Source organism: Azospirillum sp. UENF 112521, from assembly GCF_058780665.1.
The window spans coordinates 645,674-671,787 of record NZ_JBSNCI010000005.1; the positions used below are offsets into that span (position 1 = coordinate 645,674).

Consider the following 26,114-nt stretch of genomic DNA (forward strand, 5'->3'; position numbering starts at 1 on the left):
CGCCGGGAAGAGGGCTGCAAGTCAGTCGGGGGAAATTCGCGGCAGGATGCCGGCAATCATGCCGGCGCCCGCGGGGGCAGGCGCGGCATCTCGAAGCCGGCCCTTGCGCGACGCAGCGAAAGGGCCGGGAAACTCACCTTACAATCGGGTTATTCGGCGGACTGCGCCACGGTCAGGCCCAGCCGCTTGGCCACGCCCTCGCCATAAGCGGGGTCGGCGGCCAGGAAATGGTTCAGCTGGCGCTGCTGGATGTTCAGCGGGGCGTTGCGCAGGCTGCCGGCGATGTTGTCCATCAGACGGTCCTGCGCTTGCCCGCCGATCAGGCGGAACAGGGCTCCTGCCTGGGCATAGTCGTCGTTGCCCTCGCGGTGGTCGTAGTGGGCGGCGTCGCCGCTGATGCGCAGCGGCGGCTCGCTCGCCACGCCGGTCTGGGTCGGACCGCCGAAGCTGTTCGGCTCGTAGTTCGGCCGGCCGCCGCCGTTGCCGTCGGTGCGCATGGCGCCGTCGCGCTGGTAGTTGTGGACCGGGCAGCCCTGCGGCTTGTTCACCGGGATGGTGGCATAGTTGCCGCCCAGCCGGTAGCGATGGGCGTCGGCATAGGCGAACAGCCGGCCCTGCAGCATCTTGTCCGGGCTGAAGGAGATGCCGGGCACCACGCTGGCCGGGCTGAAAGCCGACTGCTCGGTCTCGGCGAAGAAATTCTCCGGGTTGCGGTTCAGCACCAGCTCGCCGATTTCGACCAGCGGGTAGTCGGCATGCGGCCACACCTTGGTCAGGTCGAACGGGTTGATGCGGTAGGCGTCGGCCTCGACCTCCGGCATGATCTGCACCGATACGGTCCAGGCCGGGAAGTCGCCGTCCTCGATGGCGGCGTACAGGTCGCGGGTGGCGTGGTCGGGGTCGATGCCGCTCATGGTCTCCGCCTGCCCGGCGGTCAGGTTCTGGATGCCCTGGCGGGTCTTGAAGTGGTACTTGACCCAGAAGCGTTCGTTCGCCGCGTTGATCCACGAGAAGGTGTGGCTGCCGAAGCCGTCCATGTGGCGATAGCCGCGTGGGGTGCCGCGGTCGCTGAACAGGATGGTCAACTGGTGCATGGTCTCCGGCGACAGGGAGAAGAAGTCCCACATCGCGGTGGGATCCTTCAGGTTGGTGGCCGGGTTGCGCTTCTGGGTGTGGATGAAGTCCGGGAACTTCAGCGGATCGCGCAGGAAGAAGACCGGCGTGTTGTTGCCGACCAGATCGTAATTGCCCTCTTCCGTATAGAACTTCACCGCGAAGCCGCGCGGGTCGCGGGCGGCTTCGGCGGACCCCTTCTCGCCGCCGACGGTGGAGAAGCGCAGGAAGACGCCCGTCTCCTTGCCCACGCCCGACAGGAAGGCGGCCTTGGTCCACGCCGTCACGTCGCGGGTGACGCGGAAGGTGCCGTAGGCGCCGGCGCCCTTGGCATGCACCACGCGCTCCGGAATGCGTTCGCGGTTGAAGTGGGCCAGCTTCTCGATCAGGTGGAAGTCCTGGAGCAGCAGCGGACCGCGCGGCCCGGCGCTCAGCGAATTCTGGTTGTCGGGAACGGGCTGGCCGAAGCTGGTGGTCAGGGTGCTCATCCGGGTCATCCTCGTTGGGGCGGTGTTGCCTGAAGCGGCATCATTGTCTCGCCCCTGGTTATCCGGCGTCTTGAACGATATATCCAAGACATAGAAGGAAATGCACCAATAGGCATCGTCTATGAATGTCTCCGGCAATCTCTCCGGCCTGTCCCTGCGTGACCTGGAATATGTGGTCGCCGTCGCCGAGCTGCGCCATTTCGGCCGGGCCGCCGAACGCTGCGCTGTCAGCCAGCCGTCGCTGAGCGCCCAGATCCGCAAGCTGGAGGAGTTGCTCGGCCTCTCCCTGTTCGAGCGGACCAGCCGCAAGGTCCTGCTGACCCCGCGCGGCGAGGCCATCGTCGCCCAGGCCCGCGTCGTGCTGGAAGAGGCGCGGCGCCTGCTGGCGCTGGCCGACGGGTCGGACGGGGCGCTGACCGGCCGGCTGCGGCTGGCGGCGATCCACACGCTCGGCCCCTATCTGTTCCCGCATATCCTGCCGCAACTGCGCGACGCATGGCCCGACCTGACGCTGATCCTGTCGGAGGGCCGCACCGAAACTCTGCTGGAGGAGGTGCGCGACGGCCGGCTCGACGCCGTGCTGCTGGCCCTGCCGGTGGACGGCGACGGGCTGGCCGCCGAAGCGCTGTTCTTCGAGCCTTTCCTGCTCGCCCACCCCGCCGGCCATCGCCTGTGCGGCGCTCCCCACCTGTCGCTGGGCGATCTCGATCCGGCGGAGCTGCTGCTGCTGGAGGAGGGGCATTGCCTGCGCGATCAGGCGCTGGCCGCCTGCGGCCTCAGCGCGCGGGGCGGCGGCGTGCATGCGACCGGGCTGGAAACCCTGCGCCACATGGTGGCGGCCGGGGCGGGCTGCACGCTGATGCCGTTGCTGGCGACCAGGGGGAGGAGGGCCGGACCGCGACCGTCGGCGGGCTGGTCGATTACCGTCCCTTCGACGGGGCATCCGCAGGGGGGCGGCCGCCCGGCCGCGTCATCGGTCTGGTCTGGCGCAGCAGCGATCCGCGCGACCGCGGCCTGCATGATCTGGCGGCCTTGCTGCGCCGCACTCTGCCGCCGGGCACGGAATCCGTTCTATCCCGAAGAGATGACTGAGGCCGGAAGGAACAAGCGCCCATCGGCTGGGTTGAAGGCTCGGCCCGCGCCTCTCACTGTCCAGTGACGCGGGAATGACTTTCGATCCAGGCGGAGAAACGGGCGATCATGGCAAATATCCTGAAACAGGCAACGCGGCTCGGTGAAGGATTGCCCTTTCCTCTGGGCGCGACATGGGACGGGCTTGGCGTCAACTTCGCCTTGTTTTCCGCGAACGCGACCAAGGTCGAACTGTGTCTGTTCGATGAAAGCGGCGAGGAGGAGCTTGAGCGCATCGAGCTTCCCGAATTCACCAACGAGATCTGGCACGGCTATCTGCCCGACGCCCGCCCCGGCCTGCTTTACGGCTACCGCGTGCATGGCCCCTACGAGCCGGAGAACGGCCACCGCTTCAACGCGAACAAGCTGCTGCTGGACCCCTATGCCAAGGAGCTGGTCGGCGAGATCCGCTGGAACCCGGCCCATTTCGGCTATGTGATGGAATCGGGCGACGACCTGACCTTCGACGAGCGCGACAGCGCGCCCTTCATGCCCAAGTGCAAGGTGATCGACCCCGCCTTCACCTGGGGCCGCGACCTGAAGCCCGGCACCGCCTGGGACCGCACCATCTTCTACGAAACCCATGTGAAGGGCTTCACCAAGCTGCATCCGGCGGTGCCCGACAGCCTGCGCGGCACCTATGGCGGCATGGCGGTGAAGGAGGTCGTCGACTACATCAAGTCGCTCGGCGTCACCTCGGTTGAGCTGCTGCCGGTCCATGCCTTCGTCCAGGACCAGCATCTGGTCGACAAGAATCTCGCCAACTACTGGGGCTACAACTCCATCGGCTTCTTCGCGCCGGAGCCGCGCTATGCCGCGTCGGGCAACACCATCAAGGAATTCAAGGAGATGGTCGCCCATCTCCACAATGCCGGGCTGGAGGTGATCCTCGACGTCGTCTACAACCACACGGCCGAGGGCAACGAGCGCGGGCCCACCCTGTCCTTCAAGGGCATCGACAACGCCTCCTACTACCGCCTGCTCCCGGACCAGAAGCGCTACTACATCAACGAGACGGGGACAGGGAACACCGTCAATCTCAGCCACCCGCGCGTGTTGCAGATGGTGACCGACAGCCTCCGCTACTGGGCGACGGAGATGCATGTCGACGGTTTCCGCTTCGACCTCGCCACGATCCTCGGCCGCGAACCGTATGGCTTCGACGAGGGCGGCGGCTTCCTCGACAGCTGTTTGCAGGACCCGATCCTCAACAGCGTCAAGTTGATCGCCGAACCGTGGGACTGCGGTCCCGGCGGCTATCAGGTCGGCAACTTCCCGCCGGGCTGGGCGGAGTGGAACGACAAGTTCCGCGACACCGTCCGCGCCTTCTGGAAGGGCGACGAGGGCAAGCTGCCGGAGGTGGCGCCGCGGCTCTGCGGTTCGGGCGACGTCTTCAACAAGCGTGGGCGCAAGCCCTGGGCCAGTGTGAACTTCATCACCGCCCATGACGGCTACACGCTGAACGACCTCGTCTCCTACAACGACAAGCACAACGAGGCGAACGGCGAGGACAACAACGACGGCCACTCCCACAATCTGTCCTGGAACCATGGGGCGGAAGGGCCGACCGACGATCCGGAGATCAGGTCGCTCCGCGAACGGCAGAAGCGCAACCTGCTGGCGACGCTGCTGCTGTCGCAGGGTTCGCCGATGCTGCTGGCCGGCGACGAGTTCGGCAACACCCAGCACGGCAACAACAACGCCTACTGCCAGGACAACGAAACGGCCTGGCTGAACTGGGACGACATCGACGAGGACGGCCAGTCGCTGATCGAGTTCGTCCGCCGCGTCATCGCGATCCGCCAGTCCTTCCCCATGCTGCGCCGCGGCCGTTTCCTGTCGGGCGAATACAATGCAGAGTTCGACGTCAAGGACGTCACCTGGCTGACCCCCGCCGGCGACGAGATGGACGAGAGCCATTGGCACGACGGCAACGCCCGCTGCCTCGGCATGCTGCTGGACGGCCGCGGCCAAGCCAGCGGCATCAAGCGCCCGGCGATGGACGCCACCCTGCTGCTGGTCATCAACTCCCACCATGACGTGGTGGAGTTCACCCTGCCGGAGGTGACCGGTGGCAGCGTCTGGCGTTGCCTGCTCGACACCAACCTGCCCGACCCGGACGAGGTGCCGCGCGTCAACACCGGCGAGGGCTATATGGTGACCGGCCGCTCGCTGCTGCTGCTGGCGCTGGAGCCGGACGGCAAGACCTCCTTCGCGCTCCGCCGCGCCGCCCGTGCCCTGCGCAACGTCGCCGAAAGCCCGACCCTGTCCTTCGGCGAGGAGAGCGCGGAGACGGCGAAGCCGTCGGAGACCATTGAGACGGCGAAGCCGTCGGAGGCCGTGGAGCCTGCGGAGACGAAGGAACCGGCCGAGGCAGAAGCGGTTGCGGAGCCCGCACCGGCGACGGGCGAAGCCCCCGCGAAGACATCCACCTGACCCATCGCCTTGTTTCCCCCTCTCCTTGCAAGGGAGAGGGGGCCTCCCGGACCCCGGACAGCCCGCCATGAAACTCTACGAATGCCAGAACTGCCACCAGCCTCTCTATTTCGAGAACACGCTGTGCGAACGCTGCGGCTACCGGCTCGGCTATCTGCCGGATGTCGGAACCCTGTCGGCCATCGACCCCACCGACCATGACGGGGTGTGGAGTGCGCTCGCCACCAGCGAACCGCTCTACAAATTCTGCGCGAACGCCGAACTGGACGCCTGCAACTGGATGCTGCCGGCCGATTCGGCCGACACCCACTGCGCCGCCTGCCGGCACAACCACATCATTCCCGACCTGTCCGACACCGACAACCTGACGCGCTGGCGCAAGCTGGAGCTGGCCAAGCACCACCTGTTCTACACCCTGACCAACCTGAAGCTGCCCTTGCAGACCCGGATCGAGAATCCGGAGGAGGGGCTGGCCTTCGACTTCCTGTCCGACACGGTGGCGCCCGACGGCACGGTGACGCCGGTGCTGACCGGCCATGCCAACGGCCTGATCACCATCAATGTCGCCGAGGCCGACGACGCCGAGCGCGAGAAGCGCCGCACCGACATGGGCGAGCCCTACCGCACTCTGCTCGGCCATTTCCGGCACGAGATCGGCCATTACATCTGGGACCGTCTGGTGCGCGACGATCCGGCGCTGCTGGAGCGGTTCCGCGCCCTGTTCGGCGACGAGCGGGAGGATTACGGTGAGGCGCTGAAGCGCCATTACGCCAACGGCGCGCCGACCGACTGGCAGGCCAACTTCGTCAGCACCTATGCCACCGCCCACCCGTGGGAGGATTTTGCCGAGACCTGGGCGCACTACCTGCACATCGTCGACACGCTGGAGACCGCCCGCGCCTTCGGGCTGAAGATCCGGCCGCGCATCACCGAGGGGGCGGAACTGGAGGCGGAGGTCGACTTCAACCCGCACCGGGCCCGGCGGATCGAGGATTCTGATCGACCCCTGGCTGCCGCTGACCTATGCGGTCAACAGCCTGAACCGCAGCATGGGCCAGCCGGACCTCTACCCCTTCATCCTGTCGCCCACGGTGATCGAGAAGCTGGGCTTCATGAACGGGATGGTGCGGGGGCTGTAACGGATGCCGGCTCCCTAACCCTGCGCCCCCATCACCGACCGAAGCCAGCGCACCGCGCGGTTGCGCCCGTCGCGCTTCGCTTTGTAAAGCGCGGCGTCGGCGTGGCGCATCACCGTCGCCATGTCGCGGTCGTCCTCCGGCCACGAGGCGATGCCGATGGAGCAGCCGACCCTGATTCGCTCGCCGTTGAACGACACCGGCTCGTTGACGGCGGCGATGATCCGGGCGGCCAGCTCCGTGGTGTCCGGGGCCGGCCGGCCGGCGCGGCGGGGAAGCACGGCGGCGAACTCGTCGCCGCCCAGCCGGGCGACCACGTCGTCGTCGCGGAAGATGCTGGCCAGCCGGCCGCCGATCTGGCGCAGCACGACATCGCCGGCATCGTGGCCCAGCCGGTCGTTCACCGGCTTGAAACCGTCGAGATCGATGTACATCACCGTCGCCGAGCCGCCGCCGGTGCCGGTGGAGGCCTCGACATACTGCTCGAAATAGCGCCGGTTCGGCAGAGCCGTCAGCCGGTCCTCGTAGGCGATGTCCTCCAGCCGCATCAGCGCGGCATCCTTGTTGGTCAGACTGTCGATCATGTCGCGCAGCGCCGCCGAAAGCCGGCGGATCTCCGCCGCACCGCCGACATCGGGGATGGCGACGCCGCGCTCGCCCTTGCCGATCTGCTCGGCGGCATCGGCGATGGCACCCAGCGGCCGGGCGATGCGGCCGGCGGCGATCCAGCCGATCCCGCTGAACAGCAGGGCCAGCAGCGCGCCCGACCCGATGATCATCGCCCGCAGGCGGTCGGTCTCGGCATTGACGATGTCGGCCGGCTGGCTGGCGACGACGGTCCAGCCCAGCCCGGCGTAATCGTGCAGCCCCCTGCCATGGGCGACGCCGGTCACATAGGTGATGCCGTCGGGCCAGACCTCGCTGCGCCAGCCGTCGCGCAGCCTGGAGTTCAGCGTCGCCACCGGCAGGGGCTTGCCGACGGCCGAATCGGGCCCGATCAGCACGGTTCCGTCGGCCGACAGGATGTAGAGCGTCAGCCCCTTGTGGTCGGCGAGCGGCTCGACCAGCTGACGGATCAGGGCATGCGCCCACTCCCAGCTGTAATGGGTCGCCAGCACGCCCACGGTGCTGCCGTCCGCCTTCTGAAGCGGGGCGGACACGTCGACGAATTTCGGCGTCTCGCCTTCCAGGTAAGGCACCTTGCCGCGCAGCGCCACCGCCTCGTGCACGTCGCCGACATAGAGACCCTTCATGCCTTCCTGGTGGACCGGCCGGGTGGAAATGTCGGCCCCCATCAGCAACCCGTTGGACGCGGCGACCACCCGTCCGTTCACATCGGTCATGCCGATCCAGGCGATGGTCGGGTCGCGGCGCTTCAGCTCGTCGATGGTCGATTGCGCCACCGCCGGGTCCTTCAGCGCGTCGATGCGCGACAGCGCGGCGATCTGGTTGGCGCGCGCCCACATGGTCGAATCGAGCTGCCGGGCCAGCGACTGCGCCAGCCCGGTCATCGAGTTGCCGACCTCCTTCGCCAGCGCATCCGCCGCACCGTTGCCGACCACCAGCCCCTTCACCAGCGTCGAGCCGAGCAGCAGGACGGCCACGGTGACCGCAACGGTCGTTCGCAGGCCGATGGCGTGGCCCGGCTTGCGGGCCGGTCTGCTGCTCTCTCCGGCAGCGCTGGCGCTCGGCTGTCCAATGGCCGTCATCGTGGCATGATCCTTTCGGGCGATCTCGGCCCAGGCCGGATGAGGAACGGTCTGTAGCGACGCTCTATCATCCCAGCCCTTTATAAAGGGTCAAGCGGAACCATGACTTTGCTGTGCAATCTGCGGGCGTATCCGGTCGCGCTGCGGACCCGTTTCGAGCGCATGGCGATCAAAAAAGTTCGCAAAGCTGACTTTCAGCATATTGCGTAAAAAGGAAAAGGCCGCTAGCAATACAGCCGCGGCCCGAGTTTAGGGAGGAAACGCCTGAAAGGCGATAGAAACAACAAATAATGCTGCGTCGCCGAAAATCCAGCCCGATGAGGCTGGATTTTTCGTTTGCGCCGCAAGAATCTTCCTCCAAACCACGCCGCCCCGTCAATGGAGGGATTCCCCGAAGGGTTGGTTGCGCTATCATGGTGGCCCAACGAACCATAAGATCGGGAAGAGTCCTCATCATGAAACGGCGTGCGTTTCTCACCAGCGCCGGCGTCGGCCTTGCCGCCGCCGGGACCGCCGGGACTGTCGCGGCTCCGGCCATCGCGCAATCCTCCCAGCCCGAAATCAAGTGGCGCATGGCGTCGAGCTATCCCAAGAGCCTCGACACCATCTATGGCGCGGCCGAATTCATCGCCAAGCGGGTGTCCGACGCCACCGACGGCAAGTTCCAGATCCGCACCTTCGCGGCCGGTGAGATCGTGCCGGCGTTGCAGGTGCTGGACGCCGTGCAGAACGGCACGGTCGAGTGCGGCCAGTCGGCGGCCTATTTCTATGTCGGCAAGGATCCGACCTTCTGCTTCGACACCGCCATGCCCTTCGGCCTGAACACCCGCCAGCACATCGCCTGGATGATGCATGGCGGCGGGCTGGAGCTGATGCGGGAGGTGTTCAAGGATTACAACATCCACCACATCCCCGCCGGCAACACCGGCGCCCAGATGGGCGGCTGGTTCCGCAAGGAGATCAAGAGCCTGGACGACCTGAAGGGCCTGAAGATGCGCATCGGCGGTCTGGTCGGCCAGATCCTGACGCCCTTCGGCCTCGTGCCCCAGCAACTCGGCGGCGGCGACATCTATCCGGCGCTGGAACGCGGCACCATCGACGCGGCGGAGTTCGTCGGTCCCTATGACGACGAGAAGCTCGGCTTCCACAAGGTCGCCAAATACTACTACTACCCCGGCTGGTGGGAAGGCTCGGCCCAGATCCCGCTGATGTTCAACATGCAGGCCTGGGAACAGCTGCCGAAATCCTACCAGACCATCCTGGAGCAGGCCTGCTGGGAGGCGAACAGCTGGATGATCGCCAAGTATGACACGCTGAACGCCGCGGCGCTGAAGCGTCTGGTCGGTGCCGGCGCCATCCTGCGTCCCTTCCCGCGCGACATGATGCAGGCCTGCGAGAAGGCGGCGTTCGAATTCTACGACAAGCTGGCCGCCAGCAATCCCCGCTTCAAGAAGGTCTATGACGGCTGGAAGCCGTTCCTGGAGCAGGAGCGCCTGTGGTTCCGCGTCGCCGAGAACGGCTTCGACAGCTTCGTCTACAGCCAGGCGGCGCAGCAGCGCTGACCGCATTGCCCGAAGGCGCCGGCCACCGGTCGGTACCTTCGGGCAACGATATGAAGGCAGGGGCGGGTCGCCTGCGGCGATTCGCCCCTGCCTTCATGGCAAACACTGATTTTCACGCCGCCGTATGTCCGCTATCTCGATCATCGGTCTTCTCAATCGCACGCGGATGGAGCACACTGCCGGTCTAAGCGTGGGCATCGCCTTCGCATTTGCACAAAAAATCGGCAAACTGTTGAATTGATCAAGACATAGTCATTCCTCTTGTCTATTTTCTTAAACGCGTGTTACCGTCAGGGCCACAAAGACGGACCGGGCCGGGGTGGCGTACCCGGCCGCAGGTCGCCTGTGACGGGAGCGGACGGATGGACGGCGGGATGATCGCGACGACAGATACCCTGGTGCGCTTCACCGGGGTGCAGAAGACCTACGATGGCGAGCATCTCGTGGTGAAAAGCCTCGATCTCGACATCCGCAAGGGCGAGTTCCTGACGCTGCTCGGGCCGTCGGGGTCGGGCAAGACCACCACGCTGATGATGCTGGCCGGGTTCGAGGTGCCGACCCATGGCGACATCTTCATCGGCGACCGGCCGATCAAGAACGTGCCGCCGCACAAGCGCGACATCGGCATGGTCTTCCAGAACTACGCCCTGTTTCCCCACCTGACCATCGAGGAAAACGTCGCCTTTCCGCTGTCGGTCCGCGGCATTTCCAAGGCGGAAACCAAGGACCGGGTTCGGGCCGCGCTCGACATGATCAAGCTCGGCAACCTCGCCGGCCGCCGTCCCGGCCAGCTGTCGGGCGGCCAGCAGCAGCGCGTGGCGCTCGCCCGCGCCCTGGTCTTCAACCCGGCGCTTGTGCTGATGGACGAGCCGCTGGGTGCCTTGGACAAGCGCCTGCGCGAGCATATGCAGCTGGAGATCAAGCGCCTGCACGAGACGATGGGCCTGACCGTCGTCTACGTCACCCACGACCAGGGCGAGGCGCTGACGATGTCCGACCGCATCGCGGTCTTCAACGACGGCATCGTCCAGCAGATCGACCGGCCGGATGCGCTGTACGAGCGGCCGGTGAACAGCTTCGTCGCCAACTTCATCGGCGAGAACAATGTTCTGAGCGGGGTTGTCGAAAATATCGAACAGGGCTGGGCGCGGGTCGCGCTGGATGCCGGCGGTTCGGTGGTGGCGCAGGCGGTGAACATCGGCGGCGCCGGCAACCGCACCTCGCTGTCGCTCCGCCCGGAACGCGTGGCGATCGAGACCGGCGACAGCGGCGACAGCACGATGAACCGTCTGCCGGCGACGCTGACCGACCTGATCTATCTCGGCGACCACACGCTGGCGGTGCTGAGCACCCCGGCCAACCCGGAATTCATGGTCAAGCTGCCGGCCGGCTCCTATGCCGGCCTGGCGCCGGGCCAGGACGTCTACATCGCTTTCCGCCCGGAGGACTGCCGGGCGCTCGATCCGGTCTGAGGACGTGGTTCCTCAGCACCAGGGTGCCTTCCAGCAACAACAACCACGACGAATAAGGACGGGGATCATGTCGAAGATTAAGGTGGCTCTCGGTTTCGCTGCGACCTTCACCGCCCTCACGGCCCTGTCATCGGCGGCCAGCGCCCGCGACCTCACCGTCGTGTCGTGGGGCGGCGCCTATCAGGACGTCCAGAAGAAGGTGTATTTCGAGCCGTTCAAGGCCACCGGCACGGCGATGAACGACGAGTCCTGGGACGGCGGCGTCGGCGTCCTGCGCGCCAAGGTCCAGGGCGGCGCCTCGACCTGGGACGTGGTGCAGGTCGAGAGCGAGGAGCTGGCGCTCGGCTGCGACGAGGGCCTGTACGAGAAGATGAACTTCTCCAAGATCGGCGGCGAGGATTCCTATCTGCCGTCGACCGTCAACGCCTGCGGCGTCGGCGCCATCGTCTATGACTTCGTCCTGGGCTACGACAAGGACAAGCTGAAGGACGCGCCGAAGAGCTGGGCCGATTTCTTCGACACCAAGAAGTATCCGGGCAAGCGCGGCCTGCGCCAGGGTGCCAAGACCACGCTTGAAATCGCGCTGATGGCCGACGGCGTGGCGCCGGCCGACGTCTATAAGGTGCTCGGCACCGAGGCCGGCATCGACCGCGCCTTCAAGAAGCTCGACACCATCAAGAACGACATCGTCTGGTGGAAGGCCGGCGCCCAGCCGCCGCAGCTGCTGGCGTCTGGCGAAGTGGCGATGACCTCGGTCTACAACGGCCGCATCGACGCCGCCAACAAGAAGGAAAGCAAGAACTTCGGCATGGTGTGGAACGGCGCGCTCTACACCGTCGACAGCTGGGTCATCCTGAAGGGCAGCCCGAACGTCGATGCCGCCTACAAGTTCCTGAGCTTCGTCGGCAAGCCGGAGAACCAGGCCAAGCTGTCCGAAGGCATCGCCTACGGCACCTCGAACAAGAAGGCCCCGGCGCTGCTGTCCAAGGCGGTCCTGGCCGACCTGCCGACCGCGCCGGACAACATGAAGAGCGCGGTGGAGATCAACACCGACTTCTGGCTGGAGAACATCGACCGCCTGACCGAGCGCTTCAACAAGTGGGCGGCCAAGTAAGCTTTATCTGAGGGCCACCTCATACCCCCTCTCCCCCGCTCACGCGCAAACTTCGTTTGCGCTGACGCGACAGGCGGACCTTTGGTCCGCCGAAAGCGGGGAGAGGGTCGGGGTGAGGGGGATGCACAGCGGCACGCGTCGGGCCGATAAGCGCCTCCCCCACTTAAGTTTTTTTTGGCGGACTATTTCCCGCCCTTCGGTGACCGGACGCCATGCGTCCCCCTCGCCCTCACCCTCTCCCCGGGGGGGAGAGGGGATGGTCCCGGCTTTTTGGGGCTCTATGCACCTGCGTCTTTCCAACAGGACAATGCCGATGACAGCCGCATTCGTTGCCGGCGCCGACGTGCCGTTGAAGCGTCGATTGAAACGGGCCGAGCGGGCCCGGCAGTTCCGTGCGCTGGGTCTGGTGCTGCCGCTGCTGGCCTTCCTGCTGTTCACCTTCGTCGTGCCGCTCGCCGGCATGATCTGGAAGTCCGCGGACGACTGGGAGGTGCCGCAGGTGATGCCGCAGACCGTCGCGGCGCTGGAGCATTGGAACGGCCAGGGCCTGCCCGACGAGGCCGCCTTCGCCGCGCTCGCCGCCGACATGCGCACCGCGCGCGAGGCCGGAACGCTGGCCGTCGCGGCCAAGCGGCTGAACTACATCGTCAACGGCTACCGCACGACGCTGCTGTCCACCGCGCGCAAGCTGAAGGAGCAGCCCGCTCCCGGCACCGCGAAGGAGACGCTGATCGGCCTCTCGCCCGCCTGGGGCGAGCGCGAAAGCTGGACGGCGATCAAGAGTGCCAGTGGCCCGGTCACCAGCTATTACCTGCTGGCCGCGGTCGACCTGACCCGCAACACCGACGGCGCCATCGTGGCCGCCCCGCCGGATCAGGCGATCTACCGCGACGTCTTCATCCGCACCTTCACCATCGGCTTCGGCGTCACCGCGCTCTGCCTGATCCTGGGATTCCCGGTCGCCTATCTGCTGGCGAACCTGCCGACCGGCCGGTCGAACCTGCTGATGATCTTCGTGCTGCTGCCCTTCTGGACCTCGCTCCTGGTGCGCACCTGCGCCTGGATCGTGATCCTGCAGAGCGAGGGCATCGTCAACGGCTCGCTGCAATGGCTGGGCGTGATCGACGAGCCGATGCGGCTGATCTACAACCGCTTCGGCGTCTACATGGCGATGACCCATGTGCTGCTGCCCTTCATGATCCTGCCGCTCTACAGCGTCATGCGCGGCATCTCGCCGGCCTACATGCGGGCCGCCGCCTCGCTCGGCGCGCCGCCGGCGACCGCCTTCATGCGCATCTACCTGCCGCAGACCATTCCGGGCATCGGCGCCGGCTGCCTGCTCGTCTTCATCCTGGCCATCGGCTACTACATCACGCCGGCACTGGTCGGCGGGGCGGCCGACCAGATGATTTCGTCCTTCATCGCCTTCTACACCACGGAAACGGTCAACTGGGGCCTCGCCTCGGCGCTGGGTGCGGTTCTGCTGCTCTCCACGCTGGTGCTGGCGGTTGTCTACGGCAAGCTGGCGCTCGGCCGCCAGACGACGGGAGGTCTGAAGAATTGAGCGCGAACCATTCCCCCCAGACCGCCAGCCAGCGTTTCGCCTGGATCGCGACAATCGTCGCCTCCACGCTGGTGTTCATCTTCCTGATGGCGCCGATCCTGGCGATCGTGCCGCTCTCCTTCAGCTCCAGCACCTACCTGACCTATCCGCTGCCCGGCCTGTCGCTGCGCTGGTACGAGGATTTCCTCGGTTCCGCGCGCTGGATGAACGCGCTGAAGAACAGCGTCATCATCGGCGTGGCGTCGTCCATGCTGTCGATGGCGCTGGGCACGCTGGCCTCGCTGGGGCTGGCCCAGTGGAAGAGCAAGTGGAAGCCGCTGGTGCTGGCCATCGTGCTGTCGCCGATGGTGGTCCCGGTCGTCATCACCGCGGTCGGCGTCTATTTCTTCTTCGCGCCGCTGGGGCTGACCGGCAACTATCTCGGCCTGATCCTGGTCCACACCGCGCTGGCGACCCCCTTCGTCGTCATCACCGTGTCGGCGACCTTGCAGAGCTTCGACATGACCTTGGCGAAGGCCGCCGCCTCGCTGGGGGCGCCGCCGCTGCTGACCTTCCGCAAGGTGATCCTGCCGCTGATCCTGCCGGGCCTGGCGTCGGGTGCGCTGTTCGCCTTCGCCACCAGCTTCGACGAGGTGGTGACGGTGCTGTTCCTCGCCGGGCCGGAGCAGCGCACGCTGCCGCGTGAGATGTTCAGCGGCATCCGCGAGAACATCAGCCCCACCATCACCGCGGTGGCGGTGGTGCTGACGGTGATCTCGGTCTGCATGCTGTCGACGCTGGAAATCCTGCGCCGGCGCAACGAGCGGCTGAAGGGGAACGCGGAGTAGGGGAGTCGATGACGGGGAGGAGAATGTACTCTTCCCCGATCCCGCTCACAGATAGGGCGGGGTGCAGGCGCTGATCAGTTCGCACTCGATGTCGCCGACGTTGCGGAAGCGGTGCGGCACGCGGCTGTCGAAGAAATAGGCGTCGCCGGGGCCGAGAAGCTGCTTGCGGTCACCCACCGTCAGCTCGATCTGGCCCTTGATGACGATGCCGCCCTCTTCGGACTCGTGTTGCAGCATGGTGCGGCCGGTGTCAGCGCCAGGGGCGTAGCGTTCGTGAAGGATTTGCAGGTTGCGGCTGCGCAGGTCGCCGACCTGACGGAAGGAAACCTGGCCGACCGTGCCCTTCAGTTCGCCGGCCAGTTCGATCAGCTCGCCGCCCTTGAAGAAGATCTGCTCGGGCGGCGGCAGGTCATCGGAGGAGAAGAATTCGGCCAGGGTCATCGGGATTCCCTGAAGCACCTTGCGCAGCGACGACACCGACGGGCTGCTGCGGTTCTGCTCGATCAGCGAGATCGTGCCGTTGGTCACTCCGGCTCGCTGGGCGAGCGCCCGCTGGGACAGCCCATGCTGTTCGCGGATCTGCTTCAACCTGGCGCCGACATCGAATTCCATCACCGGACTCCTGCTCCTCACCCGCTCTAGGCAATAGCCCATTCGCGCAACCCCGTCATCAGAATATGAACAGCTAAACAGGGGTTGTTTAATTTATTAAACATGGTAGGCTTCTCTCCAAGGTCCAGGCCCCCGCGCAGGAAATCCTTGATTGCCAAGGAAGTTTTCGCCGGGTGCGGCCGGCCGGTTCCATAAATCCTTCATCCAGGGCGGATCGAACATGCTGTCGCTGAACGACCAGGGCCTTCTCCGAACCAAGGGCTACGTGAACGGTGCGTGGCGCGCGGCCGACTCCGGGAAGAGCTTCCCGGTCACCAACCCCGCCACCGGCGCCGTCATCGCCGAGGTGTCCGACATGGGCGCCGCCGAGACGCGCGAGGCCATCGACGCCGCCAATGCCGCCCTGCCGGGCTGGAAGGCCAAGACCGCCAAGGAGCGCGCGGCAATCATGCGCCGCTGGTACGAGCTGATCCTGGCGGCGCAGGAGGATCTGGCCCAGCTGATGACCGCCGAGCAGGGCAAGCCGCTGACCGAATCGCGCGGCGAGGTCGTCTATGGCGCGTCCTTCATCGAGTGGTTCGCGGAGGAGGGCAAGCGCGCCTATGGCGACGTGATCCCAAGCTTCGCCGCCAACAAGCGCATCGTCGTACTGAAGGAGGCCATCGGCGTCGTCGCGGCGATCACGCCGTGGAACTTCCCGAACGCCATGATCACCCGCAAGGTGGCTCCGGCGCTGGCCGCCGGCTGCACCGTGGTGGTCAAGCCGGCCGAGGACACCCCGCTGTCCGCCCTGGCGCTGGCCGAACTGGCCGAGCGCGCCGGTTTCCCGGCCGGCGTCTTCAACATCGTCATGGGCAGCGAGCCGGCCGCCATCGGCAACGAGCTGACCCACAGCCCCATCGTCCGCAAGGTCAGCTTCACCGGCTCGACCGAGGTCGGCAAGCTGCTGATGCGCCAAGCCGCCAGCACGGTCAAGAAGGTGTCGCTGGAGCTGGGCGGCAACGCCCCCTTCATCGTCTTCGACGACGCCGACCTGGACGAGGCGGTCAAGGGCGCCATGGCGTCGAAGTACCGCAATGCCGGCCAGACCTGCGTCTGCGCCAACCGCCTGCTGGTCCAGGCCGGCGTCTATGACGCCTTCGCCGCCAAGCTGGCCGAGGCGGTCAAGGCGCTGAAGGTCGGCGACGGCACCGAGCCGGGCGTCACCCAGGGTCCGCTGATCAACGCCGACGCCATCGCCAAGGTCGAAGAGCTGATGGGCGATGCGCTGGAGAAGGGCGCCACCGTCGCTCTCGGTGGCAAGCGCCACGCGCTGGGCGGCACCTTCTTCGAGCCGACCATCCTGACCGGCATCACCACCGAGATGCGCGTCGCCCGCGAGGAGATCTTCGGCCCGGTCGCCCCGCTGTTCAAGTTCGAGACGGAAGAGGACGCCATCCGCATGGCGAACGACACCGAGTTCGGGCTTGCCGCCTATTTCTACAGCCGCGATATCGGCCGCGTCTGGCGCGTGGCGGAAAAGCTGGAATACGGCATCGTCGGCATCAACGAGGGCATCATCTCGACCGAGGTGGCCCCCTTCGGCGGCGTCAAGGAGTCCGGCATCGGCCGCGAAGGCTCCAAGTACGGCCTCGATGATTTCATGGAAGTCAAATATCTCTGCGTCGGCCTCGGCGCCTGACTGTCGTCAAAGGAAAACAGACCATGAGCACCAACCAGTCCTTCGTCGCCCGTCGCGAGGCCGCCGTCTCCCGCGGCATTTCCGCCGGCATGCCCTTCTACATCGACCGCGCCGAGAACGCCGAGATGTGGGACATTGAGGGCAAGCGCTTCATCGACTTCGCCGGCGGCATCGCCGTGCTGAACACCGGCCATCGCCACCCGAAGGTGATGGAGGCGGTGAAGGCCCAGCTCGACCGCTTCACCCACACCTGCGCGATGGTCACGCCCTATGACAGCTTCGTCGAGCTGGCGGAGAAGCTGAACGCGCTGGTCCCCGGCTCGACGCCGAAGAAGACCGCCTTCTTCACCACCGGCGCCGAGGCGGTCGAGAACGCCGTCAAGGTCGCCCGCGCCGCCACCGGCCGTCCGGGCGTGGTCGCCTTCTCCGGCGGCTTCCACGGCCGCACGCTGCTGACCATGGGCCTGACCGGCAAGGTCGTTCCCTACAAGGTCGGCTTCGGTCCGTTCCCGGCCGAGATCTTCCATGTGCCGTTCCCCAACGCCTACCGCGGCATCAGCGAGGCGGAGAGCCTGAAGGCGCTGGACACCCTGTTCAAGTCCGACGTCGATCCGGCCCGCGTCGCCGCGATCATCATCGAGCCGGTGCAGGGCGAGGGCGGCTTCAACATCGCCAGCCCGTCCTTCCTCCAGTCGCTGCGCGCGGTCTGCGACAAGCACGGCATCGTCATGATCGTCGACGAGATCCAGACCGGCTTCGCCCGCACCGGCAAGATGTTCGCCTTCGAGCATGCCGGGATCGAGCCGGACCTCGTCACCATGGCGAAGAGCCTGGCCGGCGGCTTCCCGCTGTCGGCGCTGACCGGCAAGGCGGCGCTGATGGATGCCCCGATCCCCGGCGGCCTGGGCGGCACCTATGCCGGCAGCCCGCTGGCGACCACCGCAGCACTGGCCGTCATCAACGTCATCGAGGAAGAGAAGCTGGTCGAGCGCAGCGAGCAGCTCGGCGAGCGCATCGCCGGCCGCTTCCGCACCATGGCCCAGCGCAACAGCCTGTCGGTGATCGGCGATGTCCGCAACCTGGGCGCCATGGTCGCCATGGAGCTGGTGACCGACCGCGAGACCAAGGAGCCGGCCGCCGACCTGACCAAGGCGCTGGTCGCCAAGGCAGCGGAAAAGGGCCTGATCCTGCTGTCCTGCGGCACCTACGCCAATGTCATTCGCATCCTGGTCCCACTGACCGCCTCGGACGCCCTGGTCGATGAAGGCCTGGACATCATCGAGCGGTCGCTGGAAGAACTGGTGTCGGCGTAATAACCTCCCCCTCCCGCTCCTCTATCCCTCTTGGGGTGGAGGAGCGGGAGGGACGTGGGGACCAGAAATAATTCAGGAGGAAGACACCTTGGCCGGACCCTTGTCGCACATCCGGGTGCTGGAGCTGTCGCGCGTGCTGGCCGGGCCGTGGTCGGCGCAGACGCTGGCCGATCTCGGCGCCGACGTGATCAAGGTGGAACGGCCGGGGGCCGGCGACGATACCCGCGCCTGGGGTCCGCCCTGGGCCGGCGGCCAGTCGGCCTATTTCCTCTCGACCAACCGCGGCAAGCGGTCGATCACCATCGACTTCGAGCGGCCGGAAGGGCAGGAGCTTGTCCGCAAGCTGGCCGCCCAGGCCGATGTGGTCATCGAGAATTTCAAGGTCGGCGGGCTGGTCAAATACGGCCTCGACTATGACAGCCTGAAGGCGGTCAACCCGCGGCTGGTCTATTGCTCGATCACCGGCTTCGGCCAGACCGGGCCGTACCGCAACCGCGCCGGCTACGATTTCATGATCCAGGGCATGGGCGGGCTGATGAGCATCACCGGCCAGCCCGACGGCGAGCCGGGCGGCGGTCCGGTCAAGGTCGGCGTCGCGGTGACTGACATCTTCACCGGACTCTACGCCACCATCGGCATCATGGGCGCGCTTGCCCACCGCGACCGCACCGGCGAGGGGCAACAGGTCGATCTGGCCCTGCTCGACGTGCAGGTGGCGGTGCTGGCCAACCAGGCGATGAACTGCCTGGTCGGCGGCAAGGCGCCGCAGCGGCTCGGCAACGCCCATCCGAATATCGTGCCCTATCAGGCCTTCGCCACCCGCGACGGCTACATCATCCTGGCGGTCGGCAACGACGGCCAGTTCGCCAAGTTCTGCGCGGTCGCCGGCCGCCCCGATCTGGCGAAGGACGAACGCTACGCCACCAACCCGGCCCGCGTCGCCAACCGCAAGGAGTTGGTGGCCCTGCTGGAGGAGTTGATCCGTACCCGCGACAGCCACGACTGGCTGGACGCGCTGGAGCAGGTCGGCGTGCCCTGCGGCCCGATCAACGATCTGGCGGCGGTCTTCGAGGATCCGCAGGTCAAGGCCCGCAACATCCACCAGGATCTGCCGCACCCGACCCAGGGCAGCGTGCCGACGGTGGCGAGCCCGATCCGCTACAGCGGCACCCCGCTGGTCCACGACACCGCCCCGCCGACGCTGGGCCAGCACACCGACACGGTGCTCGCCGAAGCCCTCGGGCTGGGCGAGGCCGACATCGCCGCCCTGCGCGGGAAGGGCGTGATCTGACAGCCGGAGATGAGGCCGGAAAGCGGGAGCTTTCCGGCTTTGTCGTCAGAACTCCGTCACGACGGTGACGCCGGTGCCCTCGAAACTGTCCATGGTCATCAGGGCATCGATGGACTGTTCCAGCGTGATCGTCCGGCCGATCAGCTTCTCCAGCGCCAGCTTGCCGGACCGCATCATCTCCAGCATCGCATCGTAGCGGTGGGCCTGCATGCCGTGGCTGCCGAGGATTTCCAGCTCGTTGGCGATGACGCGGCTCATCGGAATGGCCGGCGTGCTGTTCTCGGCCAGCATCAGCCCGACCTGCACATGCTTGCCCCGCTTGCGCAGGTTGGCGATCGAGTTGAAGCAGGTGGTCGGATGGCCCAACGCGTCGAGCGAGACATGGGCGCCGCCGCGGGTGGTCTCGATCACCGCTTCGGCGACTTCCGCGACCTCCGACGCGTTCACCGTGGCGACGGCGCCGAGCGCGCGGGCCAGGGCGAGCTTTTCCTCCGAAATGTCGACGGCGACGACGTTGGCGCCCACCGCATTGGCGATCATGATCGCCGACAGGCCGACGCCGCCGCAGCCATGGACGGCGACCCATTGGCCGGCTGACGCCTTGCCCTGGTCGATGACGGCGCGGAACGAGGTGACGAAGCGGCAGCCCAGGCTGGCCGCCGTGGTGAAGTCCATGCTCTCCGGCAGTTCCACCAGATTGATGTCCGCCTGATGCAGGCCGACATACTGGGCGAAGGATCCCCAATGGGTGAAGCCGGGCTGGAACTGCCGGTCGCAAACCTGATGGTTGCCGGAGTGACATTCGGGACAGGCGCCGCAGCCGCCGACGAACGGGACCGTCACCCGGTCCCCGACCTTCCATTTCGTCACGTCCCTGCCGACCGCCTCGACGATGCCGGCCAGCTCGTGGCCGGGGACATGGGGAAGCTGGATGTCGGTGTCGTGGCCGACCCAGCCGTGCCAGTCGCTGCGGCAGACGCCGGTCGCCATCACCTTGACGACGACGCCATGCGGCTCCGGCGTCGGATCGGGCACGGTCATGATGTGCGGCGGGGCGGAAAATGCCTCGTAGACCACGGCTTTCATCGGGGGACTCCGTCTGGACGCTCCCCGCAGTCTACGCCGGGCCTGCTGAAATTGGCTTTCAATTGAAGAGAGGTCGGACCGGAGATATGAAAGAATTTTTCTTCTGATGGCTTGATTGCGAAGGAGTCCTTCAGCATGGACGCGCTGGACAAAATGGATGCCGCGATTGTCGACCGGCTGCAACAGGATGGCCGGCTGTCCAATGCCAGGCTTTCCGAACAGCTGGCGCTCAGCGAGGCGTCCTGCTGGCGGCGTCAGAAGCGCCTGGAGGAAAGCGGGGTGATCAAGGGCTATCAGGCGATTCTCGACCGCCGCAAGCTCGGCTTCGGCGTCATGGCCTTCGTGCAGATCGTCTGCACCCAGCATGGGGAGGACGTGACCGCGGCTTTCGAGGCGATCATCCAGGGCTGCCCCTCGGTTCTGAGCTGCCACAACACCACCGGAGAGGCGGATTTCCTGCTGGTGGTCGTCGCGCGCGATCTCGACGATTACAGCGGGTTCGTCGACCGGGTTCTGCGAAAGCTGCCGGGGGTGGCCAGCATCCGCTCGAACCTGTCGCTGCGGGAGATGAAGGCGACGAACAGGCTGCCTGTCATCGGGTAGGGCGGAGATCGCGCCATGCCTTTGCGCGATCTCCGATCCTGTACGATGCCGGGGCGGCGCTTTCGTGAAGGAACGCGGCATCAGGCCGCGCGGACACCCCGGAGGAACTCGTCGACCGCGGAACTGAGCGTCCTGGCTTCGCGCGACAGCTCTCCGGCGGCGTCCAGCACCTGGCCCGCCATGCTGCCGCTGAGGCTGGCGGCTTTCTGCACCTCGATGACGTTGGTGGAGACCTCCATGGTGCCGGAAGCCGCCTGGGTCACGTTGCGCGAGATTTCCCCGGTCGCCGCGTTCTGCTCCTCTACCGCCGAGGCGATCGCGGTGGCGATCCCGCTCATCTGCGTGATCGTTGCGCCGATCCCCTTGATGGCATCGACGGCTTCGCTGGTCACCGCCTGCATCGTGGCGATCTGTGCTGCGATCTCGTCGGTGGCGCGGGCGGTCTGGGTGGCGAGGTTCTTCACCTCCGAGGCGACCACCGCGAACCCCTTGCCGGCATCGCCCGCCCGTGCCGCCTCGATGGTGGCGTTCAGCGCCAGCAGATTGGTCTGGCCGGCGATGCTCTGGATCAGGTTCACCACTTCGCCGATCTTCTGCGCGGCGTTCGCCAGACCGGCGACGGTGTCGTTGGTCCGCTCCGCATCCTTGACCGCCTGGGCGGAGATCTGCGACGACGTGCTGACCTGCTTGGAGATTTCAAGCAGCGATGCCGACATCTCCTCGGTGGCGGCGGCGACGGTCTGGACGTTGGCGGAGGTCTGTTCGGCGGCGGCGGCCGAGGCGCTGGCCTGATGGCTGGTCTGCTCGGCCGTACCGACCATCGTCGTGGCGACCGACTGCATGTTGCCCGATGCCGTGGCGACGCTTTCCACCACCCCCTTGACGCTGGCCTCGAAACTCCGGGCCAGCGACGCCATCGACGCCTTGCGGTCGGCCTCCGCCTTCGCCTTCGATTGCTCCTGCTCGGCTTCCAGGCGGGCGTTCTCGATGGCGTTCCGCTTGAACACCTCGACGGCCTTCGCCATGGCGCCGATCTCGTCGCGACGCTCCTGCCCTTCGATCTGCACGCCGTTGTCGCCGGCCGCAAGCCGCCCCATGACGGCAGTCATGCCGCGGATCGGAGTGGCGATGCCGCGCGACAGCAGGATGCCGGCCGCGATCGCGAGGATGATCATGGCTCCGCCGCCGACGAGGTTGACGGTGTAGGAGGTCGAGAAGGCAATGGCCTGATCGGCCGCGCGCTTGCCGAGCAGATCGCGCTCCATCTTGTCGATCTCCGCGATTTTGCCGCGCAGCCCATCGATCGCTGATTTCCCGGCGCCGGAGGCTTCCAGCGCGCGCGCCTGCTCGCGGGTTTCAGGCTTGGCCATCAGTTCGATCTCTTTCTCGGCGACCGTGGCCAGCCACGTCCGATAGAAGCGGTCGACATCGGCGAAGCGGATCTGCTGCGTCGGGTTGTCCGCCGTCAGTTGCTTCGCTTTGGCAAGGGATTCCGCATAGTGGCGCTGGCCCTCGCGGTACGGCTCCAGGAACTTGTCGTCGCCGGCGATCAGATAACCACGGACACCGGTCTCCTGATTCACCACCGATCCCAGGATCCTGTTGACCTCTTCGAGCACCTCATAGGTGTGGGTCGTCCAACCGCTCGATGTCTCGATGAACGAAAGCTTCGAATAGCTGGAAAAGGCGACGGCCAAGGCGATTGCAACCATAGATGCAAATGCGCCGGAAATTTTCTTGGCAATCGACAGGTTTGCAAGGCTGAACATTGTCTCGTTCTCTCCCAATCCATACGCCCGGAGTGCGTTGAGGGTTTGCATCTTATGATGGCAGGCATAGAAGAAAAAACTGGGTCTAGTATTTCTATTGGAAGATCCCACAAAGTATTCTGGAGAAAAAAATTAATGAAATGTTAAAAACTTATATTCGGATTTACACCGATTTATTTTGTCAATGTCTGCTACATCCGAATGAATGTCGGTTCATTTTTCTAGAATTGGCAACAAAGCGCTTAGCCCCGCAATTAAATATTTTATGGTTTCAGAAGATGATTTCTCAGAACGGAGATTTTGTTCCGCAGCGGCGAAAACTTGGTGTGGTCATGAAGCGATCTCCGCGGTCAGGCTCCGGACGCGGTGAAAGACGGTGCCTCGTATTGCCCCGGGCGCATCGGCGCCGGCCGGCACGCGCCAGTGCCCATTCGGCATCGCTCCTGTCCGCCGGGCGGGGGTTGCGTTCGTCCGCCATTCCAGCAATATCGCTGCCCGCGCAGGTCTCCGGCCTGCTCCCGCGGACCCTGCCGTCAACCAACTCCCGGACCCCTTCCATGACCGCGGCCCCCGCGACCGACACCCGTGCCGGCATCCTGATGATGCTGGGCGGGATGACGCTCTTCACGCTGAACGACGCGCTCGGCAAATGGCTGGTGGCCGACCATCCGGTCGCCATGCTGCTGGCGGTGCGCAGCCTGTTCGGGCTGGCGGTGCTGGCGCCGATGATCTGGCGCGAGGGCATCGCCGCGGTCTTCGCGGTCGACCGGCTGCCGCTGCACATCCTGCGTGTGGCTCTGATGACGGTGGATGTCGCCTGCTTCTACTGGGCGGTCGGTTATCTGCCGCTGGCCGACGTGATGACCATCTACATGTCGGCGCCGCTGATCGTCACCGCGCTGTCGGTGCTGGTCCTGCGGGAAAGCGTCGGGTGGCGCCGCTGGGTGGCGGTGCTGGTCGGCTTCATCGGCGTCGTCATCGTGCTGAACCCGACCGGCCGTTTCGACCTGTGGCCGTCGCTGGTGGCGCTGATCGGCGCCTTCATCTTCTCAAGCGGCGTGATCTCCACCCGCGTCCTGCGCTCCGCCTCCAGCCTGACGCTGGTCGCCAACCAGATGGTCGGCGGTCTGCTGATCGGCGGGGTGACGCTGCCCTGGACCTGGGAGGCGCCGGGCTGGCTCGGCTTCATCCTGCTGGGGCTGCTGGGCGTCACCGCGCTGGCCGGCCACGCCATGATGAACCGCTCGCTGCAGCTCAGCCCCGCCGCGGTGGTGGTGCCGTTCCAGTATGTGTCGATCCTGTGGGCGGTGATCCTCGACCTCGCCGTCTGGGGCACGGCCCCCACGGCACGCATGGGGGTGGGGGCGGCGCTGATCATCGGCAGCGGCCTGTTCATCGTCTACCGCGAACAGCGCGTGAAACGAGGCGTCGCGGCAGAGGGGGTGACGGAAGTGCCGTAAGGTTCCGGCTTACAGCGCGAAATAGCGCGGCACCAGCCTGACCGTCACCGGGTCCACCGGACGCCAGCCATAGTCGCGGATGACGTCGTTGGATTCCACCGGGCGCCGCCCGTCCGCCAGCGACCAGGTGATGTGGTAGGTCGAGCCGTCCGGCCGGTCGCTGGCGCCGTCGACGGCGACGACCAGAGCCTGCACCCCCTCGCCGTCGTCGGCATAGCCGATCACGTCGGCCTCGGTGGCGGCGGGCAGCGGCTCCTGCGGGCCGACGCCGAAGCTCAGCGTCACATGGTCGCCGACCAGCCTTTCATAGCGGGGCGGAACCAGGGCCAGCAGGCGCCCGCGTTCGTCCGCCGGCAGTTCCCACCCGGTGTATCCCGATCCCATCGCCCCATCCTCCGCACCGCAAGGCGCCGGCCCACTCAATACAGCACGCTCACCGCCGGCCACCGCTCATGATCTCGTCCATGATCTTATTCGCTTCGGCCGGTCCGGCAATCAGTTCGATCATGCGGATGGCGGTGTAGCCGGTGCGGGTGCTTCCGGCCGGTCCGGCCAGCGCCTGCTGCGCCTTTTCCGTCAGCGAGGCGGTGGTCTTCTGCGTCATCTCCCGCAGCTCGCCGCGCAGCCCCAGCGTGTCGGCGATGGTCGCGCATTTGCGCAGCGCACGGGCGTGGTTCTCGGCCTGGGCCAGCTGGGCACGCCCCTCGCTGGCGCCGATGGCGCTGTTGTCGAGTGCGCCGATGGCGGCGACGATGCCGGCGTCGGCATCCTGCAGCACCTGGGTCTTCACCATGGCATGGACGGAGCTGCGCACCTGCTTCAGCCGCTGGTCGAACTCCTTGTTCCGGCTGTGCTCCATCGCCGACCGCGTGGCGTCCAGGCTGGCGACGAGGTCGAGGGCCAGATCGGCCACCGCCATGCGGTCATTGGCCGGGCTGTCCTGCCAGCTGCGCGAGCGGTCCTCGATCTGGGCGACGACGGTGCCGCTCAGCTGCATGAACAGGGTGGCGCGGTCGGCCGACTTCTGCCCCAGATCCATGTCCCACAGCCCGCTGAGCAGCACCGACGGATCGGTCAGGCGCGAGGCGGCGAGCAGGATGAAGATCCGCAGCGACGCCGGTCTGGCGCGGGACAGCCGGCGGCCGATGGTCTGGATCGCCTCGATATGGTCGCCGTGGAGCTTTGGCACCGGCTTGGGCGACAGCGCCGCCTTCAGCTCCATGATCTCGGGCGCGATGGACAGGAGGATGGCGATGTCCGCGAGCGCCCGTGTCCGGCTGGGGTTCATCCGCAGGTCGAGCGCTTCGCTGAAATGCCCGGCCACCGCCCCCTCGGCGATCTTCGACACCGCTGCGGCGCATTCGCCCCAGAAGGCTTCGGTCAGCGCCTTGCGATCCGGCCCGTTCTGTAGGGCGGGGCGGAAGGCGCGCATGCGCTCCTTGCCGACCTCGGCCTCCACCAGCGGCCACAGGCTGTTCATCAGCGACCGTTCGATCACGCTCAGCGGCACCGGGTCGGCCTTGCCCAGCGCCTCGAACAGGTCTTCAAAGGGATCGCAGAACAGCCGCTTCAGCGTCGGCCGGCGGTGCAGCCGCAGCTCGACCAGCCGGGGACGGATCACGGCGATGGTGCGCTGGATGTCGGGATGGTCGTTCATCTGCTCCAGCAGATCGACGATCTGGCGGAACTTGGCCTCGTCGATGTCCAGAAGCTTGTCGCCCAGTGCGACCAGATCCCTCATCTCCAT

At 66.4% G+C, this 26,114-nt stretch carries 20 protein-coding genes and 1 pseudogene; 14 read left to right on the forward strand and 7 right to left on the reverse strand.

Annotated elements, in window-relative coordinates; translation table 11 throughout:
* Positions 1 to 149: 149 nt before the first annotated feature.
* Positions 150 to 1,601, reverse strand: coding sequence for a catalase (locus ACWPN8_RS27820; RefSeq protein WP_492243104.1), 1,452 nt, complete (start codon positions 1,599 to 1,601; stop codon positions 150 to 152).
* A gap of 121 nt (positions 1,602 to 1,722) precedes the next feature.
* On the opposite strand from ACWPN8_RS27820, the gene ACWPN8_RS27825 reads away from it, so the two are divergent.
* The 4 genes and pseudogenes from ACWPN8_RS27825 (at position 1,723) to ACWPN8_RS27840 (ending at position 6,307) form a co-directional block, all read left to right on the forward strand.
* Positions 1,723 to 2,760 carry a LysR substrate-binding domain-containing protein gene (locus ACWPN8_RS27825; RefSeq protein ID WP_492243105.1) on the forward strand — a complete coding sequence of 346 codons (1,038 nt, stop codon included), beginning with the start codon at positions 1,723 to 1,725 and terminating at the stop codon, positions 2,758 to 2,760.
* A 41-nt stretch (positions 2,761 to 2,801) separates the two neighbouring features.
* On the forward strand, positions 2,802 to 5,168 hold the full coding sequence (gene glgX / locus ACWPN8_RS27830) for a glycogen debranching protein GlgX (RefSeq protein WP_492243106.1): 2,367 nt from the start codon (positions 2,802 to 2,804) through the stop codon (positions 5,166 to 5,168).
* A gap of 67 nt (positions 5,169 to 5,235) precedes the next feature.
* A pseudogene (locus tag ACWPN8_RS27835) lies at positions 5,236 to 6,078 on the forward strand (zinc-binding metallopeptidase family protein); the annotation flags it as partial.
* 139 nt (positions 6,079 to 6,217) lie between these two features.
* Complete coding sequence (locus tag ACWPN8_RS27840; protein WP_492243107.1) at positions 6,218 to 6,307, forward strand: hypothetical protein; 90 nt, start codon at positions 6,218 to 6,220, stop codon at positions 6,305 to 6,307.
* A 14-nt stretch (positions 6,308 to 6,321) separates the two neighbouring features.
* Here ACWPN8_RS27840 and ACWPN8_RS27845 read toward each other — a convergent pair whose 3' ends face one another.
* Positions 6,322 to 8,013, reverse strand: a complete 1,692-nt coding sequence (locus tag ACWPN8_RS27845) for a diguanylate cyclase domain-containing protein (RefSeq protein ID WP_492243108.1) — start codon at positions 8,011 to 8,013, stop codon at positions 6,322 to 6,324.
* 455 nt (positions 8,014 to 8,468) lie between these two features.
* Here ACWPN8_RS27845 and ACWPN8_RS27850 point away from each other — a divergent pair, with 455 nt between their 5' ends.
* From ACWPN8_RS27850 to ACWPN8_RS27870, 5 genes are all read left to right on the forward strand, one after another.
* A complete protein-coding gene (locus ACWPN8_RS27850; protein ID WP_109095742.1) occupies positions 8,469 to 9,575 on the forward strand; it encodes a TRAP transporter substrate-binding protein in 1,107 nt (368 codons plus the stop codon).
* A gap of 362 nt (positions 9,576 to 9,937) precedes the next feature.
* Positions 9,938 to 11,047: an ABC transporter ATP-binding protein gene (locus tag ACWPN8_RS27855; RefSeq protein WP_109095743.1), complete on the forward strand. Its 1,110-nt coding sequence runs from the start codon at positions 9,938 to 9,940 to the stop codon at positions 11,045 to 11,047.
* A gap of 67 nt (positions 11,048 to 11,114) precedes the next feature.
* Positions 11,115 to 12,161: an ABC transporter substrate-binding protein gene (locus tag ACWPN8_RS27860; protein WP_109095744.1), complete on the forward strand. Its 1,047-nt coding sequence runs from the start codon at positions 11,115 to 11,117 to the stop codon at positions 12,159 to 12,161.
* A gap of 313 nt (positions 12,162 to 12,474) precedes the next feature.
* Positions 12,475 to 13,725, forward strand: coding sequence for an ABC transporter permease (locus ACWPN8_RS27865; RefSeq protein WP_109450921.1), 1,251 nt, complete (start codon positions 12,475 to 12,477; stop codon positions 13,723 to 13,725).
* Positions 13,722 to 14,552: an ABC transporter permease gene (locus tag ACWPN8_RS27870; protein WP_492243109.1), complete on the forward strand. Its 831-nt coding sequence runs from the start codon at positions 13,722 to 13,724 to the stop codon at positions 14,550 to 14,552. Before ACWPN8_RS27865 ends, ACWPN8_RS27870 begins: the two co-directional genes overlap by 4 nt.
* Before the next feature lie 45 nt (positions 14,553 to 14,597).
* Here ACWPN8_RS27870 and ACWPN8_RS27875 read toward each other — a convergent pair whose 3' ends face one another.
* Positions 14,598 to 15,164, reverse strand: coding sequence for a cupin domain-containing protein (locus ACWPN8_RS27875; protein WP_109450923.1), 567 nt, complete (start codon positions 15,162 to 15,164; stop codon positions 14,598 to 14,600).
* 220 nt (positions 15,165 to 15,384) lie between these two features.
* Between ACWPN8_RS27875 and ACWPN8_RS27880 the strand changes: the two genes are divergently transcribed.
* From ACWPN8_RS27880 to ACWPN8_RS27890, 3 genes are all read left to right on the forward strand, one after another.
* On the forward strand, positions 15,385 to 16,845 hold the full coding sequence (locus ACWPN8_RS27880) for an NAD-dependent succinate-semialdehyde dehydrogenase (protein ID WP_199237842.1): 1,461 nt from the start codon (positions 15,385 to 15,387) through the stop codon (positions 16,843 to 16,845).
* 23 nt (positions 16,846 to 16,868) lie between these two features.
* Entirely contained in the window at positions 16,869 to 18,158 is a 1,290-nt protein-coding gene (gabT, locus tag ACWPN8_RS27885) for a 4-aminobutyrate--2-oxoglutarate transaminase (RefSeq protein WP_492243110.1), read from the forward strand.
* An 88-nt stretch (positions 18,159 to 18,246) separates the two neighbouring features.
* The gene (locus ACWPN8_RS27890) at positions 18,247 to 19,449 is read left to right on the forward strand and encodes a CaiB/BaiF CoA transferase family protein (protein ID WP_492243111.1); all 1,203 of its coding nucleotides are present in this window, start codon (positions 18,247 to 18,249) and stop codon (positions 19,447 to 19,449) included.
* Positions 19,450 to 19,494: 45 nt separating this feature from the next.
* Here ACWPN8_RS27890 and ACWPN8_RS27895 read toward each other — a convergent pair whose 3' ends face one another.
* Positions 19,495 to 20,535, reverse strand: coding sequence for a zinc-dependent alcohol dehydrogenase family protein (locus ACWPN8_RS27895; RefSeq protein WP_492243112.1), 1,041 nt, complete (start codon positions 20,533 to 20,535; stop codon positions 19,495 to 19,497).
* A gap of 135 nt (positions 20,536 to 20,670) precedes the next feature.
* Here ACWPN8_RS27895 and ACWPN8_RS27900 point away from each other — a divergent pair, with 135 nt between their 5' ends.
* Positions 20,671 to 21,138: an Lrp/AsnC family transcriptional regulator gene (locus tag ACWPN8_RS27900; protein WP_109453195.1), complete on the forward strand. Its 468-nt coding sequence runs from the start codon at positions 20,671 to 20,673 to the stop codon at positions 21,136 to 21,138.
* Between the two features lie 80 nt (positions 21,139 to 21,218).
* Here ACWPN8_RS27900 and ACWPN8_RS27905 read toward each other — a convergent pair whose 3' ends face one another.
* Positions 21,219 to 22,850, reverse strand: a complete 1,632-nt coding sequence (locus ACWPN8_RS27905) for a methyl-accepting chemotaxis protein (RefSeq protein ID WP_492243113.1) — start codon at positions 22,848 to 22,850, stop codon at positions 21,219 to 21,221.
* A 614-nt stretch (positions 22,851 to 23,464) separates the two neighbouring features.
* Between ACWPN8_RS27905 and ACWPN8_RS27910 the strand changes: the two genes are divergently transcribed.
* Positions 23,465 to 24,367, forward strand: a complete 903-nt coding sequence (locus ACWPN8_RS27910; protein ID WP_492243114.1) for a DMT family transporter — start codon at positions 23,465 to 23,467, stop codon at positions 24,365 to 24,367.
* 9 nt (positions 24,368 to 24,376) lie between these two features.
* Here ACWPN8_RS27910 and ACWPN8_RS27915 read toward each other — a convergent pair whose 3' ends face one another.
* Together ACWPN8_RS27915 and ACWPN8_RS27920 are read right to left on the reverse strand one after the other, a co-directional pair.
* On the reverse strand, positions 24,377 to 24,751 hold the full coding sequence (locus tag ACWPN8_RS27915) for a hypothetical protein (RefSeq protein ID WP_109450935.1): 375 nt from the start codon (positions 24,749 to 24,751) through the stop codon (positions 24,377 to 24,379).
* A 49-nt stretch (positions 24,752 to 24,800) separates the two neighbouring features.
* The gene (locus ACWPN8_RS27920) at positions 24,801 to 26,114 is read right to left on the reverse strand and encodes a hypothetical protein (RefSeq protein ID WP_492243115.1); all 1,314 of its coding nucleotides are present in this window, start codon (positions 26,112 to 26,114) and stop codon (positions 24,801 to 24,803) included.